The sequence below is a fragment of the Marinobacter alexandrii genome (assembly GCA_039984955.1).
Taxonomy (GTDB): Bacteria; Bacteroidota; Bacteroidia; order Cytophagales; family Cyclobacteriaceae; genus Ekhidna.
The window spans coordinates 1,839,149-1,856,644 of sequence record JBDWTN010000007.1 but is presented as its reverse complement, the minus strand read 5'-3'; the positions used below and the strand labels follow the sequence as shown (position 1 = coordinate 1,856,644).

The following is a 17,496-nucleotide window of genomic DNA, read 5'->3' as shown; positions in this document are numbered from 1 at the left end:
TTATAAAATGGATTGAAAGTTTAACTGTGTGGTGAGCTTCCAAAGGTTGGTTCTCGAGTCCTTCATTTCTTGAAGCAATACCTTGCCCGCATTGGTGATTTTGAAGTAGCGTTTTTTTCTACCACCTCTTTCTTTAGTGGCTCCTCCCATATATGATTCAAGGAATCCTTTTTCTTCGAGTCGGTACATGGTGATATGTACAGAGCTAAGATTTACGTCTCTATTCTGGTGTTCCTTAATGGCTTTTACAATTGTATTGCCGTATGCATTTTCATCAAGGATCATGACCATAGTCAGTATTAGCTCCTCGAATTCACCTAAAAAATTTGTTCTACCCATTATTATTGAATTTGTAAAACAAATATACGAACCATTTCTATTTAAGTTGTAAAACAAATAAACAACTAGTGTTTATTTAGAAATGAAGACTCTTTTTCTGCCTATTGAGAGGCAGGCAGTTCTATTGTAAAAAGGCCTGAGTACGGCTTTGATATAAAACAAAAAAGCCATCTACTGTCAAGTAGATGGCCCCCGCTAAAGCGGTACTACCTAAATATATTTTGTTAATCCGTAATGGTTATGACGCCCGTCATTGAACCATGAAATTCACAATTATAAAATAATTGATCTGGAGCTGATGAAGGAACTGTGAAAGTAATGGTACCAGTAGCTATACCATTATTGGTTACTCCTACATCGTATGTATTTCCGGTTCCGGTTCCTTGTACAGATTTGATCAGGAATGGATGACCAGAAGCACTTACCTCAAAAACATAGGTATTTCCTCTCTTGAAAGTCAGGTCTGGGTTGGAAGAGTTGGTAAGGTCCCCTCCATTAAAAACGTATGCTGTTGCACCAGTATTGGTTACAGCAAAGGTGGCATCAGCAACTGTAGATGCCTCCCAAAACTCTGATCCATTCTCGTTTGCCTCACCAATGAAAGTGTATGAGCCAGTCCCATCTACGAAATCATTTTCTGTCCAAATATTTGCCTCGACAGCTACACTTTCTCTTCCTGCATCATTTATGTCTTCACCAAACATCATAAAGTCTACGATGGCAGTCGCTGAGGCAAAAGCACCTCCCGTATTATAAAGTGCTACATCAGAAGAGGTGTCATCTACTTCAAGTGTAAATTCAAGCTCCTCATTAGGTGCCAAAATCAAGTTTCCTTCTGAAATTGTTAGTGTATTTAACTGATCATATTGCTTTCTTGCACAAAACCAATAATCTGTCAGGTTTTGTGAAGCGTTTCCAAGGTTCTTTAAAGTCACCTTATTATTTGCAGGGTCTACATTTAGCAGTCTTACACTTGGTGAACCTGCTTCTGCTGAAGACCACTCACCTGCACCACTGTTAGATCCATCACCTGTATAAGTGAAAGGTCCTACACCATTAACATAAGTATCTTCTACCCATATGCTGGCCGCTATCGCTACAGCTTCTCTTCCTGCGTCATCAATATCATCACCAAACATCATAAAATCAACAATAGCAGTTTCAGAGGTAAATGAACCACCAGTGTTATACAAAGCAAAATCAGAAGAAATGTCATCGATACTAATGGTAAATTCTGCTTCTTCATCTTGATCTAAAACTAAATCACCTGTAGTGGGAGTAAGTCCAGCAAGCGCCTGATAGCTTTTTCTTCTACAGAAGAAGTATCCTGAAATATCTTGAGATCCTCCAAAATTTTTCAGAACTACTTTATCATTAGCTGGGTCTATCGAAACGATTCTTACAGCGGGAGCTATTGCTGGTTCTGAATCACTATCCCACGTATTTAGTCCACTTGTTGCTCCATTTCCGGTGTAACTATACTCATCGCCAACTTCTAAAAAATCACCTGCGGTCCAGATGCCTTTAGTCACGGCAACATCTTCTCTGCCAGTACTTCCTGCAAACGAAGAGCCGAATTGCATAAAGTCAATCAGAGCATCCGCAGAACCGAAGCTCCCATTCACGTTATAGATAGATACATCAGAAGCTTCATCGTCTATATTGATAGTAAAGGTTATTTCTTCGTTTGCATCCAGGTTTAAGTCTGCAGCATCTGTAGTAGCCTCTTCCAGTGCACTGTATGATCGCTTTAAGCAAAACCAGTATCCACTGATATCTGCAGTCTCACTTCCAAAATTCTTAAGTGTTACTTGATTGTTTGGCGCATCTACATTCAGTAGCCTCACATTTGTGAGATTTGCTGGATCTGTGCCACCATCATCATCACCACAACTGACTAGCACTAAGGCTATCATGATCAATGCTCCAAATCTTGAGCACACTTGTTGCGTTCGGAAAAAATTCCGTTTCTTTCTTACGTTCATTTTAATTTAAAATTTAGTTTGTATTAAAGTGATATTTAATGTTGAATAGCACGCCTGTGCTATTCAGTTGAACTTGTCCCCAGCCAACCCCATCCAAGGATTGTTTTAAGTAGGGTTCAAACTCGATAAAAAATTTTTCGCTGACTTGTCTTTGAATACCCGCAGATAGATTGTAGACTCCAAAGAAATGATTATTCTCATTTGTGACTGTAACTGCATCTCTGCGATTCGGATCGTTGGCGTATTGTTGTGGATAATCGTACGAGTACACTTCATTTAGCATAATGTAGCTAGACATACCAGCGCTGAGGAATAGCGTGTTTCGCTTTCCTTCAATCGCATAGTACCTCAAGTTCAACGGAATATCTATGACACGACAGTCTGCATTAATCTGCTCTGGAATTGCACCACTCCAAAATCCCTGCGGGAGTTGATATTCGTTTAAATCTGTCGTCCGATAAAGTTTGCTAGTAACAACCGCTCCACTGGACACAGAGAACCTATCCAGAACATAGTATTCAAAAGTAATCCCGTAATCCAATCCTGGTGAATCAAACTCATTGAATCCACCCACTGTTGTGAAGTCAGGTGAAAGAACAATTCCTAGATTAATTCCTTTTTTTCTAATTGATTTTGTGACTTGCTCTTCTGTAGAGACGGAATCTGTTTGAAATAGTAAAAACTTTGGGATAGATAATTCTGCAGTTTTGATGTCTACACCTCTGCGCATTATAAACGAGTGCTCATTATTTAATGCAGCATTTGAATTCCGAATAAGGATAATTGGATCGGCCTTCGGTAGTTGTGATTTTTCTGTAGTGGTAGTACTTTGACTGTATAGTTCAACAGTACTGGCTTCCTCCGTAACATTATTTTTTTTGGTGTTTGTTACAATTTCAAAACCTGAATCTTGTGATGAATTAGATATTAGTTCCTTATCTATGTTTGTATCAGCCTGAGTGGTATTCGATGTGTGCTCTTGTATAGGTTTTTCTAAACCAACTAAAGCAGTGTCGATTACACTATCCTCGCTACGTATGTTTAATGGCGTTAATGTTTCAGATTGAATCAAACTTACTTTGGAAGCAGAGGTTTCTCCATTGTGAGAAATGATGAACATCAGACTGAAAAGAATTACGGAGTTTATTACGTAAGATGTCCATTGAGATATGGTTCCCTTCCAGCCTGGAATTGGCTGAGAAGCTAACTTTGACTCCATAGCGGCCCAAGCCGATTGATCGAATGGTACAACATCCGGACGTTTCAGGATGTTCTTGGCATACTTATCAAATTCGTTATCCGATAGCTTCCGAGTACTCATTATTCAATGTTTTTTTTAACAAGTCCTTGAGCATTTGTCGTGCACGAGAAAGGTTGGATTTCGATGCTCCCACTGAAATACCTACCATTTTTGCTATTTCCTCGTGTTTATACCCGTCCATTACATATAGATTAAAGACGGTCCTGTACGCTGGCGTAAGCTGCTGTACTACCTGAAGGAGATCTTCGTAAGACAGCTGCGCCATGATCACCTCTTCTGCATAGATTTCACTATTTGCTAAATCGTAATCATTTTCAATAAAACTGTACTTTTTATTCTTTCTGTGATAATCAGTTGCGGAATTAATAATGATACGCCTCAGCCATCCCCTAAAATTGTCTTCCTTTAGCTTTTTGATATTTTTAAATGCCTTGAGAAAACTATCATTCAAAACCTCTACTGCCTCTTCGTAATTTGAACTGTACCGCATACTGATACTGATTCCATAAGAATAAAAGTGCTCATAAATCACTCTCTCACTGCCAGTTTTCCCCTGCTTGCAGTCAATAACCATTTGAGAGAGTTTTACTTTATTCATTTGTTAACCTAAGATCTATCCGATCTCTTTTTCAAGACGTCATGTTTTTAAAAGTGGTTGCGTGAGCCAATTATGTTTGCTCTATATCCATCAAGAACTCTATTATTCATCGCAAGCAATCAGTAGAGAACTGTAATCAAGTGTAGTAAGCAAATGATTCTTGAGATGTCAAACCAAATTAGAAAGCTTTTGCACTCTTTCTTAAGCAAAAGAATAGAATCAAATGAAGTATTCAATATTGATGAAGTAGACAAAAGGTGACAACATCACAACAAAATTTAGCTACGAAAACAGAATGATTTATTTATTGCGAACGGGAGTCTATCAAAAGAGTAGAAAAATCTTTTTACATGATCAATCATCCTAAATGGAGTACGCATACGGTATAAGAACGTATCAGAGGGCTTTTTTCCAAACCAGCAGGTTTTGTGGCCGTAACATTGGCCAAACGAAAAATATACATTATGACAATGACAAAAAGCTACTTATTATCTGCTCTTCTTTTTATTCTCTCCCTCGGAGTTCAAGCTCAATCGGAAATAAAATCGTACTCGCTAAAAAAGGGTCAGGTATTCGATATCATCTTCCTCAGCACAAAAGACGGCACTGACGATATTCAGAAGGACTACTTCAAATTAGCCTTTCCAATTGCTGAGAAAGGAGGGTATACGCCTCTCAATGGGTTCGCCATCGACAGTTCCTTACAAGGTAACTACCATCCGGAAGTAATGGTATTTGGAGCATGGGAGTCCATTGAATTACGCGAGAAGTTTGTTGCCAACATTGACAAGTCAGTTCCCAACTTTCATGAAATGCGACGTGCGATCTGGTCCAATTTTGATCTTACCTACTGGGAGGTGAGCCAAGATTACTCGTTTGATGTGAATCCAGAAAAATTTAATGTGGTCACAGCGTACTGGGGAATTGACGATGCAGAGTTTCAAAAATTTAGAAAGGACTGGCTTAAGCAGGTAAAAGAATCTGGAGGTAATAAACTGATTGGGTTTCTGAAGGGCTCTTCACCTTTTGGCTATGAATACAATCCCGACTTTCTTTCGATCGTAGAGTGGGAAAGTAAACAAGCTTTTGACTCTTTCAATGCAAAGAACAAAGGCATGGATCATAGCTCCGTAAAACACGTCAATCAATTCGCTATTCAATAATCACTTAAGAGGGCTCATGTTTTAACATGAGCCTAAATTAGCGCGCTCATGCAGTTACTTTTAAATCAACTGGTATATTTCGGTTTTCTTCAAGCCCTCTTTCTGTTAGGCATTTATGCCTTTTCTGAGAAGAACAGAAGAAACATGAATGGATATCTGATTTTTTTGATTGTCGTATTGATAGTAGGGTTGTCGGGAAGGGTCTTGAGTGCAACGGAGATCTTTGGATCAAATAGACGTTTTATTACCATTTCTGAATTTGCCAATCTACTGTTTGGTTCAACGGTGTATTTATTTACAAAATCATCGTTGCTCAACAAACGGTTTTCATACAAAGAGTTGGTTCATTACATACCTGCTGTGATCTACAGTTCGTTGATCTCGGTCATATTTATCCTTCCTAGTAATGAAGAAATCCGCGATCGATTTAAAGATGGTGGACTTTTCGAACATGTCATTACATTTATTGGCTTTGCATTGATATTCAATATTGCCTATTGGATTGCCAGTTTTAGGATATTCCTTCGCTTCCGTGAAGAACTTGGGAATGAGTTAAGTTATGTGGTAAAAACAAAGTTTTTTAGAAACTTCCTGATAGCCATCGGTATTTGTCTGGCATTTTGGGTCATAGTGTACTTCGTTAGCATGTTTGGGTTTGAGAAGCTGGAAATAAACGCTCGGAATTACATATGGACGAGTATAGCGCTGATCATTTTGTTCATAACCTACTACACTATGAAGGAGCCAGAACTTTTCAAAGTGACAGAACACATCAGTCCTAAAAAGTACATTCAGTCAAAGCTCTCAACACGAGATTTAGATAAGCTGAAAGTAAAACTGGATCAACTGATGGAGGAAAAGAAGCCCTATCTCAATAGAAACCTGATGAAAGCTGACCTGGCTGAAATGCTTGGGGTGAACAATCCAGAAGTGGCAAGATTACTTAATGAGAGGATTGGCATGAATTTCTTTGAGTATGTCAATTATCATCGAATTAAAGAATTTGTAGAATTGGCGAAAACAGATAGAGCTAAAAACCTAACCTTTTTTGGGCTTGCACAGGAGGCAGGATTTAACTCCAAAACCACCTTTAATAAATCATTCAAAAAACTGATGGGCACTTCCCCAAGGGAATACTTCGCTCGTGAATTAAACTAAATCTATACTGCATTTGGACTTATTCCTATCTGGAATTCGATGCATTATTGGCTTGTTTTATAATCAATACCGTTATGAAAAAAATAAATAAAAATAAACTGTTAACCTTATTATTTCTGTTTTCTTCTTCCGTAATCTACGGACAAAAAGACAATGCAAAAGCCGAAGTAACTGGTTCAGTCATTGACCAAAATTTGGAAGAGGTACTACCGTATGTGACAGTAGCGATAAAATCGAAAGATTTTGATAGAATCATTGGAGGACAGATTTCTGATGAGACCGGGACATTTCGAATCAAGAATATACCAATGGGTAATTATGTGTTAGAGTTTCAGTTTATTGGTTATAAAACGTTGCGTAAAGAGGTTACGATTTCTGAGAGAAACGAGAAGGTAGAAATAGGTGACATTTTCATGATTGAGGAGGCTACTCAGCTCGAAGGAGTAGAGGTTGTTGCTGAACGATCTACTATCCAGCAAAAGATTGATAGAAAAGTAATCAACATCGGGAAGGATCTGGCCACCACGGGTCCAAGTGCAGTAGATCTGATGGTCAATATCCCATCGGTTGATGTGGATCAAAATGGGACTGTATCTTTAAGGGGGAATGACAATGTAATGGTACTTGTGGATGGTAAGCCGACCAACCTAAGTACCTCGCAATTATTACAGCAAATTCCCTCCGGTTCGATAAAACAAATCGAATTGATCACCAATCCATCTGCTAAATACATCCCCGAAGGTATGAGTGGGATTATTAATATCATCTTGCATAAAAACACCAATTTGGGATTCAATGGAAGTATGACAAGTGGCTTGACAAGTGGTCATGAGCAAAGATGGAACGGGTCGGTAGACACAAATTATAAAACCAAGAAAGCCAACTACTATCTCAACTATGGTCTCACAGATGGTCCCTCACCCACATGGGGTTCAATAACAAGACTTGGAGATCCGTCAGAGGAAGTATGGTTTACGATCAATGATAGGACCTCTCATTTAGCCAAGATTGGCGTAGATTATGAGCTGGGTGAGCGCACAGTTTTGTCTGGCTACACCGTTCAAAATTGGTTTGATAATGCAGCTTTTCGTTCAACGGATATCCAGTTTCCGGGGAATGAAGATTCGGAATTTGGGCAAGAGTATGCCAGTGAAGTTGATAATTACACTTCGACATTTAATGTTGATGCCAAGCATCAATTCAGCGGCCAGTCTTCATTGGAAGTAGAGGTTGATTATAGTCGATTTGAAGGAGTTGAAAAAGCCAACTTCGACTTTTACGGGAACGAAATTGCTGTCGATAATGCAGAGGAAAATATCAGCACTGACCGAGAAAATACCACGATCAACCTGGATTATGAATTGAGTCTGGGAGAAACAAAGAAGCTAGAGGCTGGTGCCGAAGTACGATTGCAACTTACAGACAATACCTATAAAACAACCAATCCAAACTTTCGGAATTCTGGGTATGATTTTGATAGAGATATTTATGCTATCTATTTTAGTTTCGGAAATGATCTGGGTAAATGGTCGTATCAATTAGGTGCGAGGCTAGAAGATTTTAGAACACTTGGGGGTTTCAATGAAATAGATAACTTGGAGCAACGATTTGATGATCAGATTTTTTCAGTTTATCCATCTATTTTCCTGAGTTATGTCCCTGATCCTGAGAAACAGCGTGACGCCTTCAATTTCAGTGTCAGTCGGAGAGTGGATCGGCCCAATCTTGATCAGGTAAATCCGATGCGAGCATGGAGTTCGGCAAGAATCACGAATGTTGGTAACCCTGCATTGATACCACAATTCACTAATTCTGCAGAATTAAACTACACGAGACAATTAAAAGCAGGAAGTATAACTTCTGGGATATTTTATCGAAGAATTCATGATGAGATCACCCGTTTTGGCTTCAATGATCCGGATAATTCAGACAACATTTTATTCTCGTACAACAACTATCGTAATAACTCAGCTTATGGGTTTGAGCTTAGTGGTAACTATCAACTGGCGTCATGGTGGAGTCTTACCTCAAGCTTTGATCTTTATGCTCAAACACAAAGAGGTGTGGCGCAAGGTGAATTTAGAGAAGTTCAAAATGTCCTTTACAATTTTCGGATGAACCACAGTTTCAAGGCGAGCAAGAGATTGACTTTTCAGCTAATCGGCTTGTACCGAGGAGCTAACACCAATCTTCAATATGAAACACTCGCTTTCTATTTTGTGAATGCAGGTACCAGGTACTCAATGTTCAAAGGTAAAGGGACACTCAGCATAAATTTTAATGATATTTTTCATACTCAGCAGTTCTCGTTTGAAGGAGAGAGACCTGTTCTACAAAGCGGTGTTTTTGATTGGGATAGTCAAACATTCTTTATAGGATATTCTCATAGGTTTGGGAGTGGGAAGAGACAGTCACTTAAGCGCAAAAAGCGAGACAACAACGAAAAGAAAAGTAGTGGAGGCTTATAGCCTCCACTTTTTGATTTTCATCTTTTAAAAAAAGCTTCAATTTTTGTGAGCTTTACTGATATATCTTAAAATCCACCAAACCCTTTAAGTGATGATCTTTAGCATCATTTTTGTCTCAGCTCACAAAATAATTTTAGGTGAAAACTGAGATATACTTCAACCTGCATCCCATCAACTTTTTCATTGTTTCAGGAATAGTGCAGATTTTTATTCTCTCGGGGATTCTAATCTTTAGCAAAGCGGATAATAAACGAAGCAACCGTTTACTTGCTTTTCTAATATTGGTAGTCAATTTACATTTGACATATTTGATGCTTCTGGATTTAAATTTGGACAACCTATTTCCTTGGTTGCTGTGGATTCCATATTCATTTTTATTGGCGATAGGTCCATTGTTGTTCTTTTACACGTGCTCATTTACTCGCTCTGGTTTCAAGCTTTCGAAAAAAGAGATGCTGCACTTCGTTCCTTTGGGAATAGAGTTGATATTACAGCTCTTTCAGATATGTTGGGCAATACTTTCAAGGGAGATTTATTACAATGTGCCTACTGATCGGATCATTACACCGCTTATTTATGTCTCGGCTTCCATCTCTATATTCTATTATTTGAGAAGGTCGATGAAGGAAATTGAATCTCATGAAAAATTGTTGGTACAGCAGTTTTCGGAGATTCGGAAAAAGACGTTGCAATGGTTGATTAAGCTTTTGGAATATTACAGATTGTTTTGGTTGATCTGGATTCCATTTGCTGTGAGTTTTTTAATCCTCTTCAGAGGGCAAATTCAAAATGTATTTACAATTGCTGTTACCTATTTCCTCTTGACCCTGCTTACTTACCTTACCTATTGGGTTGGACTTCAAGGACTGAAAAAGGGGTTCGTTATGAATATTGGTGATCTAATAAAAAATATAAAAGGAGGCTATCACCATCTAGCTCAAAGTGAAATATCAGAATTAATTGCAGCGATAAAAACGGAGATGGAGAAGAACGACCTTTTCATGAATGCAACGCTCTCACTCAAAGAATTTGCCAGTGTTTTAGCCAAAGATCCGAACTTGGTTTCGTTTGTGATCAACACACATTTGAAGAAGAGTTTTTTTGAACTAGTGAATTCATATCGGATAGAAGCTGTCAAACAGAGGTTGATGAGAAATGATGGAAATAGGTTCACATTGTTGGCCATTGCATTGGAATGTGGTTTCAATTCGAAAACATCCTTTAATCGTGTTTTTAAAGAAATGACTGGAGATACACCAAGTCAATACTTAAGAAAAGTGTCAAAGAATTAGTGCCATTCTACCTATTGGGACGCATGACGATGAAGTATTGAGTTTTTTCGTGACTTAAACATTTCAAAACTCTTTATGCGAACCGTACTTTCATTTGCTTTTTCAATTCTATTACTTCAAAGCTTTTCTCAGTCTGATCAACTCCCCGCGCTCGATCAGTTTGTAGGTTACTATGATGTAGGTGTCAGACCAAACAAACCATTATTTAGAAGTCGCTGGTACCTAAAAGATGACCGACTGTTTATCATCTATGACTCAGATATAGATCGGGAACTTATTCCCTATGAAAATGGAGGGCTAAAGCCAACTATCTTTTTATCAGAGGGGGAAATGAAAATTACCGATAGTGATTCGACGTACTATTTAGTACTAAATTTTGAGAACGACCAACTGGAGAGTTTTCGTGTGTTCAGACCGAGAAGTGAATGGCCTACTGATTTGTATGGGTACAGAAATGAAGACTTAAGCGATTTGGCAGTTAATACAGAGAGTGAATTGCGCTATTCCTATAATACTGATCATTTCCTATTGGAGTATAGTGTGATAGATACGGCAAAGACTCCAGCGGTAGCTGTGGCACTCGAAGAGAAGTTTGAAGATTTGATCAGGGACTTTGAAATAACGGGATTTCCTATTACCACTATACGGATTTATCCAGATCTTAAAACTTACCACAATGCAGTTTTAACACCAGGAGCTCCTCAGTGGCAAATGGGAAGAGCTTGGGATGAAAACGAGATAAGGATGCTATCTACAATTGTGGCAGAAGAGATAAGGGAAGAGAAAATAGATCCCTACGAAATGATTTTACATGAGTTTATCCATTGTATTCATTTAAGCTTAATTTCTGATACTCAAAGAGCTCCTGGGTGGTTGTGGGAAGGTATCGCAGTATATAAAGGATGTTGTAAATGGACCGACAATCCATACGAACTTGAATTCCTGAAAGAAGGCAAATATCCTTCACTAAAACAGATTGAAAGAGATCGAACGTCTCAGTTGAAATACGTACTAGGTTATTATTTGATTGAATATATCGATTCAACATATGGTTGGACTGCAGTGCTTGATTTGATAAAAACAAATGGAGACATCAAGCGATCGCTCAATATCTCCGTGAAGAATTTTCAGAAAGATTTTTACGATAATCTCGAAAGAAGGTATAAGAGGTGATTAACTATCGGAGTACTTACTTGTTGGCAAAAAATTATAATTGAATGCCAAAAATGTATCCAGGCCAAATTTGATACTGAGTTCCGGATTGACGGCTTGCGATTTCGAAATTTACATCCAAGGGCAATCCATCTTTATACAAGAAGGCATTCATATTGAGCCCGGTATATAAGGTAAACCAGCCAAATCGATAACCAACATCGAATTGAAACTGAGTAAGCAAGCTAAGTGTGGGATCAAATTTCTTTTCTCTGTTTAGATGAAGAAACCGAATGGAGGGGCTAAAAAAGTACTTCTTGTTTTTAGGATCAAAAGCACTCATAGAAGATTTATAATAATAAACTCGTTGGAAGCCATAGCCTACCGCCCAGTTAAGCTCTTCGTCATCTGAGAATTCGTATCCAAAGATCAGTGCATTTTGATTCGTTTTATAAAATATATCGCCAATGGGCATTTGAGATTCAGTAAAGGAACAATTTTGACAATTTCCTGTGGTGTACTCAACCATTAAAGGAAGTAAATCAGATCTTGAAATTCTTAACCTACTGTCTTTACTGCCAATGTTTAACAAGCCAATCGGAACACCATTGTACCGGTTAGCCCCATCGTATGGAGCATTTTGAAAAATATTTATAAGTCCAAATTGCACTCCTCGCATTCTTCTAGCACGATTGATAATACCTATTTGAATTCCATTATTAGTTTTTGAATGATTGATGATACCAAGTTGAATTCCAAAAGACTTTACGGAGGAATTATCTGCTTTTCCTTCTACATATTTTGCGCGATTTAATAGGCCAAATTGAAAGCCACTCAGCCTGCTGCCTGCTGCGTTGAAGACAGCTACTTGGCCCCCAAGTACCAGCTTTTGAGATACGTTATACAACCCGCCTAGTTGAAGACCGATCATATTCCCTCCTGAAAAATTGCCAATACCCGCAAGATGAAATCCGGAACTGCTCCGATAGACAGTATTCATCCCTCCTGCAACTTGCACTCCAGAAGATTCGCCTCTTACGAGATTGAGTGCGCCGGCAAGTTGAATTCCCTTCTGATTGGGTGTTTTGCCTTCATTCTCGAGTTCCTTTTGCTCGAAGTTGGTTAAATGTAGATAGCTCTGACTACCTATGATGTTGGCAAGCCCTGCGAGTTGCAAACCCGAGCTAGAGCGAGTTCCAAGATTGGATATCGTAGAAAAAGAGAAATACCTGGTTCCTGCGGCTATTCCTGAGAAAAGGTTAAAGGAAAAATTATAGGTGTATTTCGCACTTTCAAATCCTGCAGTGCTTACTCCCGGAAAGGTAGAAAACTGCACCTTCTTTTCTCTGTAGGGTATACGGTTGGTTGTTTGGGCAGAGGAGCAGAGACATAGACACACCAGTCCTGCTCCGACAATGGAGGTTGCATAACATCTATTCATACGATAACACCAGCTGTGGCTAACACAAATTCACAGCTTTTTTAGTTTTAGGCTAAGTCACAATGTTTGACTATTGAACGAGATGATTATTGCTGATGGTATGTAAGCCTTCACAAATCTTGACTATAAGAGCAACGTCTTGTTACTCATCCTTCAATGACTCTACCGGATTCCTTCGACTCACAGAGATGATTTGAGAACTAATAGTTAACAAACCGATGAGGAAGAGCGATAATGATCCGATGATGACAGTTCCGAAACCAAAATCTACTCGATTTGGAAAACTCTCCAGCCATAGATTGTTGGCGAGATAGCTTAACGGTCCGCCTATAACAATGGCAATGAAAAGAACTAGGAGGAAAGACTTACCAAGTGCCAAGGTTAATTGAGAGCCACTTGCTCCTAACACCTTACGGATGCCTACTTCCTTAGCCCGTCTCTCAGTCGTGTAAATAGCCATTCCTAAAAGCCCGAGGCAGGAGATAATCACAGCGAGTGAAGCAATAAAAGCGATGATGGCTACAAGATCACCAAACCATTTGGTGGATCGGGAAAGCTGCTCGTCGTAGATATAGGATTTGAATGGATGCGTTTGATCTAGTACTTCCCATTTATCCTCCAAAGCTTTCATTACCTGTTGATTTTGCGAATCAAATCGGACATTGATAAAACTGAAAAGTTCCGGCTTGTTTCTCAGGATTAGAGGGAGATCTCCTTCTCCCATCACAGGGTTTTGAAATTTGATATCCCTGATTACTCCCTTTACAGTCATGGGCCGCTGACCACCTAAGTAAACGTTTTTTCCAATGGCATTGTGAGGGGTCTCAAAACCTAATCTCTCTACTGTCATCTCATTTATCAAGATGAAATTTCCATTGGTCTGATTTTGCGGGAGGTTTTCTCCTGCAATAATTTCCAAGCCCATATTCTCTGTGAAGTTGTGATCTACACTGATATATTCTGCGTTGAAAAGGTTTTCTTCTGTTACCTCATTGCTGATAGAAGCACCATTGGTGTGCAGCAGGGCAGGAATAAATTCGCACATTGAGGTGCCAACCACCCCTGGAACAGAAGCAAACTCATTTTGAAGAATTTGATAGTCGTTTCCTTGGATTGGAATGTTCACCACATTTTCTGTTTCAAATCCATATTCAAAATCAATGATATGACTGAACTGTTTAGCTATAAGAAGAGATGTAATGATGAAGAATAGCGAGAAGGTAAACTGTGTCACATTCAATACTTTTCGCAAGCCAATTTTACCCGGCTTTTCAGCGTTCAAATTTTTCAAAGCTTTTAGCGGAGCAAAACCGGAAAGCACTAATGAAGGATACAATCCTGCAACCAATCCTATGACCATGGCTAAGCCAAAGAAAGAGGCAAAGACGGTCAGGTTAGCGGTTAAATCAAAATTTAGAATATCACTAATCCAAAGTGAACGAAGGGCAGGACGAAGTAGTAGTAGAATCAGATTCGCCATAATAAGCGAAAAGAAAGATGTAAGAACAGATTCTGTTAAAAATTGGAAAATCAAACTCCCCCTGCGTGCTCCATTTACTTTCCGTACACCAATTTCTTTTGCTCGAGTTAAGACTCTTGCTATGGAAAGATTGGTATAGTTCAAACAGGCTGAGAACATGACAACAAGGGCGAGACCAATTAGAACATAATATGCTTCAATCGGTAATCTCAGCGTAATTGGATTTCCTACGAACTGTCCAGGAGTAATATCATTGAGATTTCTAGAAAGTAACTGCATCCCTTCTAGCTGTGGAAATGCACTGTATTTAGCATCTGATAATTCATTCAAAGATCCTTGTAGCTGTTCTTGAGAAGATCCTTCTTCAAGAAGCAGATAGGTATATCCTAGAGAGTAATTTTCCCATGAATCTGATTTGTCAGTCATCCTTTCTTCTCGATACAATCGTGGAAGTGTAGCGGCAGAAACTAACATGTCAAAATCAATATGACTCTTATACTTTTCTAAATCAACGACTCCAGTAATGACAAACTCTCCCCAATCTTCTGCTATTTCTTCTTTCCCAGTGCCAATGTCAATTTTCATCAATCCCAGACTCCTATCCTGAAAGTTGACTGTTTTACCGACAGCTGGTTGTGTATTAAATAGTTTGTATGCTACATCAGAAGTGATAATCATACTGTTTGGTAGCGAAAGAGCAGTGTTTGGTTCTCCCTCCTTAAGTGCAAAATCAAATACATCAAAGAATGCCGCGTCAGCAAAAAACCCCCTGACCTCAGCGTATTTATCAACAGTGAATACGGCATCACCTCCAATTCCGGGCACCAGATTCGTGGCATTTTCCACCATGGAGTAGCCTTCTTTCAGGGTTGTAGCTAGAGGGAATGGGCTGGAAGCATTTGCAATACCTGAACCTTCAATTTTGGTATGTACTCGATAGATTCGATCCTTCTTGGTATGGAACTGATCATACTGATGCTGATCTACCAACATGAGAATAATAAGAAGCGATACAGCCATAGCTACAGCCAAACCAAAAATGTTGATGAAAGAGAATGTCTTGTACTTCAGGATATTTCTAATCCCTACTTTGAAATAATTTTTAAACATACCGTACGTGTTGAGTTTTTGAGTTCCTTCTAATTTTTTGATGGCAAAAGGTCGGAGAAAATTCAGCAGATGAAACCAATACAGAATAGTCCGTTTCCATTTTGATTTATGTCCGATCTCCATATAGTATTCATAGAGATCACCCAGTATCTCATCTCGTAAATCTTCCTTAACAAACCATTTAAGAATTTGTCCAGAAAGTTTGGGAGGTGTGATTCTACGGTTTTTCATCAACTAGCCTTTCGTATTTTGAAGTGCAAAATCGGGGATTTTAGACCACAGGGAAATCTTCATTTCCTGACTTTTCTCTAACATGCTTTTACCAGAAGAAGTAATGGTAAAAAGCCGTTTATGTCTACCGCCTCGCAATTCGGAAGCACCTCCTAAATTGGATTCAATAAACCCTTTGCCTTGAAGTCTATTCACTGTACCATGCACCCCGCCAATGGTAACTGTTCTATTTGCGTGTTCCTTCAATGCATTGCGAATGGCCAATCCATATGCATCATCTTTAAGAAGAACAATCATCAATAAAACTAACTCCTCAAATTCACCTAAATGTTCCTTGCTCATCTATTTGTTATACTTTGTATAATACATAGATACGCAAAGTGAAATTATTTGTTATATAAAATATACCATATATTAGGAAATAGTTTTATTGGGGACTTCTTTCATTTAGAAAAAGCCTGCAATAGGCTCTTTTAATATCAGTTTTAGCATTGTATATTTAGAAAAACAATCCTATGATAGCACGAATATGGCACGGTTGGACCCTTCCAAGAGATGCTGATGACTATGAAATGTTGATAAAAGTTGAGGTGTTTGAGAAGGTAGAGAAGAAAAAAATACCAGGTTATAGAGGAGCTCAGTTACTCAGACATGATCATGCAGATGAAGTTGAATTTGTTTCTATCATATGGTTTGAAAAATTAGAAAATGTAGCCTCCTTTGTAGGGGATGATCTGGAAAAAGCTCATGTTCCTGATCGCTGTAAATCAAAATTGCTGCGATTTGATACTCAGGTCAAGCATTTCGAAATGAAGTATGAGACAAAGAAATGAAGTAATCACAGGATTAAAAATTTCTTCCTATGATTACTATCATTATTCATTTATGAAACTCTGGCGAGTGTGCAATGCCTTCATTTTGCTCTTTATCATGCTGTATCCATAGTACAGCACTCTGTTCTTTCAAAAATGCCTCTACCGAATCCATGGATTTTAAGGTTTGCTCTTTATCTGCATTAAAAGCTGGAACGCCTCGCAATTCTCTGTTTTTAGTAAAATGATACAAGTCTCCTGACAACACAATTGGTCCAGTTTCTGGAAGATTCACATAAAGGACTTGATGACCAGCCGTGTGACCGGGAGCACGTTTGATAACAACACTTCCATCTCCAAATACATCATGATCGCCAGTGAGTTTTACAAACTCATTATTCCGCAATGAATCAACAGCAGGAGCTACCGTCTCACCTTCAAACAATCCTTCGTATTCCTCACTTTGCAATAACAAAGTAGCCGAAGTGAATAAATTCATATTTCCAGTATGATCGCCATGCAAATGGGAAACCGCAAGAAATTCTATATCTGTCGGAGACACATTAATCTCTTCTAGCTGAGCGCTCAAAGTCTTTGGCATTTTCATGAGAAAAGCTTGCGAATCATTCCCATCAGGAGCTTGAGCAAGAGCATCTGGAAGGCCTGTGTCCCAAATGAGATCTCCTTTTGGGTGTCTGATTAAGTATGCAGAATTTGTGAAGTTCTTTGTTTGTCCTGTATCTACACCGGGGTTAAATAGGGAGATATCTTTCACCAAAATATCGCCTACTTCAAAAACGTAAAGCTTAATTTCAGGGTCAGAAGATTCTTCTGTTTCAGGGTCAGAAGATTCTTCTGATTGATTGGTGGATCCACCACAAGCTGAAACGAGTGTGATGATACAAATAGATAGTAGGAGGTTAAGTTTTTTCATGTCTATAATAGTTAGATCGAGTACAACAAAAAAGTCACTTTTAAGTTCCCAGACCTCTTTTATCTAATTGAA

General features: G+C 38.7%; 14 protein-coding genes. 6 read left to right on the top strand and 8 right to left on the bottom strand.

Going from position 1 to position 17,496, the window contains the following annotated elements; all coding sequences use genetic code 11:
- From ABJQ32_14420 to ABJQ32_14405, 4 genes are all read right to left on the bottom strand, one after another.
- Nucleotides 1-339, bottom strand: coding sequence for a PadR family transcriptional regulator (locus ABJQ32_14420; protein ID MEP5290842.1), 339 nt, complete (start codon nt 337-339; stop codon nt 1-3).
- 224 nt (nt 340-563) lie between these two features.
- On the bottom strand, nt 564-2,324 hold the full coding sequence (locus tag ABJQ32_14415) for a hypothetical protein (protein ID MEP5290841.1): 1,761 nt from the start codon (nt 2,322-2,324) through the stop codon (nt 564-566).
- A 13-nt stretch (nt 2,325-2,337) separates the two neighbouring features.
- On the bottom strand, nt 2,338-3,645 hold the full coding sequence (locus ABJQ32_14410) for a hypothetical protein (GenBank protein ID MEP5290840.1): 1,308 nt from the start codon (nt 3,643-3,645) through the stop codon (nt 2,338-2,340).
- Complete coding sequence (locus tag ABJQ32_14405) at nt 3,620-4,183, bottom strand: sigma-70 family RNA polymerase sigma factor (GenBank protein ID MEP5290839.1); 564 nt, start codon at nt 4,181-4,183, stop codon at nt 3,620-3,622. Before ABJQ32_14405 ends, ABJQ32_14410 begins: the two co-directional genes overlap by 26 nt.
- 464 nt (nt 4,184-4,647) lie before the next feature.
- Between ABJQ32_14405 and ABJQ32_14400 the strand changes: the two genes are divergently transcribed.
- The 5 genes from ABJQ32_14400 to ABJQ32_14380 all read left to right on the top strand — a co-directional run bounded on the left by ABJQ32_14400 (nt 4,648) and on the right by ABJQ32_14380 (nt 11,437).
- Nucleotides 4,648-5,346, top strand: a complete 699-nt coding sequence (locus tag ABJQ32_14400; protein MEP5290838.1) for a hypothetical protein — start codon at nt 4,648-4,650, stop codon at nt 5,344-5,346.
- Between the two features lie 48 nt (nt 5,347-5,394).
- Nucleotides 5,395-6,504, top strand: coding sequence for a helix-turn-helix domain-containing protein (locus ABJQ32_14395; protein MEP5290837.1), 1,110 nt, complete (start codon nt 5,395-5,397; stop codon nt 6,502-6,504).
- A 74-nt stretch (nt 6,505-6,578) separates the two neighbouring features.
- On the top strand, nt 6,579-8,972 hold the full coding sequence (locus ABJQ32_14390; GenBank protein ID MEP5290836.1) for a TonB-dependent receptor: 2,394 nt from the start codon (nt 6,579-6,581) through the stop codon (nt 8,970-8,972).
- Nucleotides 8,973-9,109: 137 nt separating this feature from the next.
- On the top strand, nt 9,110-10,264 hold the full coding sequence (locus ABJQ32_14385) for a helix-turn-helix domain-containing protein (GenBank protein MEP5290835.1): 1,155 nt from the start codon (nt 9,110-9,112) through the stop codon (nt 10,262-10,264).
- A 75-nt stretch (nt 10,265-10,339) separates the two neighbouring features.
- Nucleotides 10,340-11,437, top strand: coding sequence for a hypothetical protein (locus ABJQ32_14380; GenBank protein MEP5290834.1), 1,098 nt, complete (start codon nt 10,340-10,342; stop codon nt 11,435-11,437).
- A gap of 34 nt (nt 11,438-11,471) precedes the next feature.
- On the opposite strand, the gene ABJQ32_14375 is transcribed toward ABJQ32_14380, so the two are convergent.
- The 3 genes from ABJQ32_14375 to ABJQ32_14365 form a co-directional block, all read right to left on the bottom strand.
- Nucleotides 11,472-12,857 (bottom strand): hypothetical protein, encoded by a 1,386-nt coding sequence (locus tag ABJQ32_14375; GenBank protein ID MEP5290833.1) that lies wholly within the window; start codon nt 12,855-12,857, stop codon nt 11,472-11,474.
- Between the two features lie 142 nt (nt 12,858-12,999).
- Nucleotides 13,000-15,678: an ABC transporter permease gene (locus tag ABJQ32_14370; protein MEP5290832.1), complete on the bottom strand. Its 2,679-nt coding sequence runs from the start codon at nt 15,676-15,678 to the stop codon at nt 13,000-13,002.
- Between the two features lie 3 nt (nt 15,679-15,681).
- Nucleotides 15,682-16,020, bottom strand: coding sequence for a PadR family transcriptional regulator (locus ABJQ32_14365; GenBank protein ID MEP5290831.1), 339 nt, complete (start codon nt 16,018-16,020; stop codon nt 15,682-15,684).
- A 173-nt stretch (nt 16,021-16,193) separates the two neighbouring features.
- Here ABJQ32_14365 and ABJQ32_14360 point away from each other — a divergent pair, with 173 nt between their 5' ends.
- Nucleotides 16,194-16,511 (top strand): antibiotic biosynthesis monooxygenase, encoded by a 318-nt coding sequence (locus ABJQ32_14360; protein MEP5290830.1) that lies wholly within the window; start codon nt 16,194-16,196, stop codon nt 16,509-16,511.
- Nucleotides 16,512-16,557: 46 nt separating this feature from the next.
- On the opposite strand, the gene ABJQ32_14355 is transcribed toward ABJQ32_14360, so the two are convergent.
- Nucleotides 16,558-17,424, bottom strand: a complete 867-nt coding sequence (locus tag ABJQ32_14355) for an N-acyl homoserine lactonase family protein (GenBank protein ID MEP5290829.1) — start codon at nt 17,422-17,424, stop codon at nt 16,558-16,560.
- Nucleotides 17,425-17,496 lie beyond the last annotated feature (72 nt).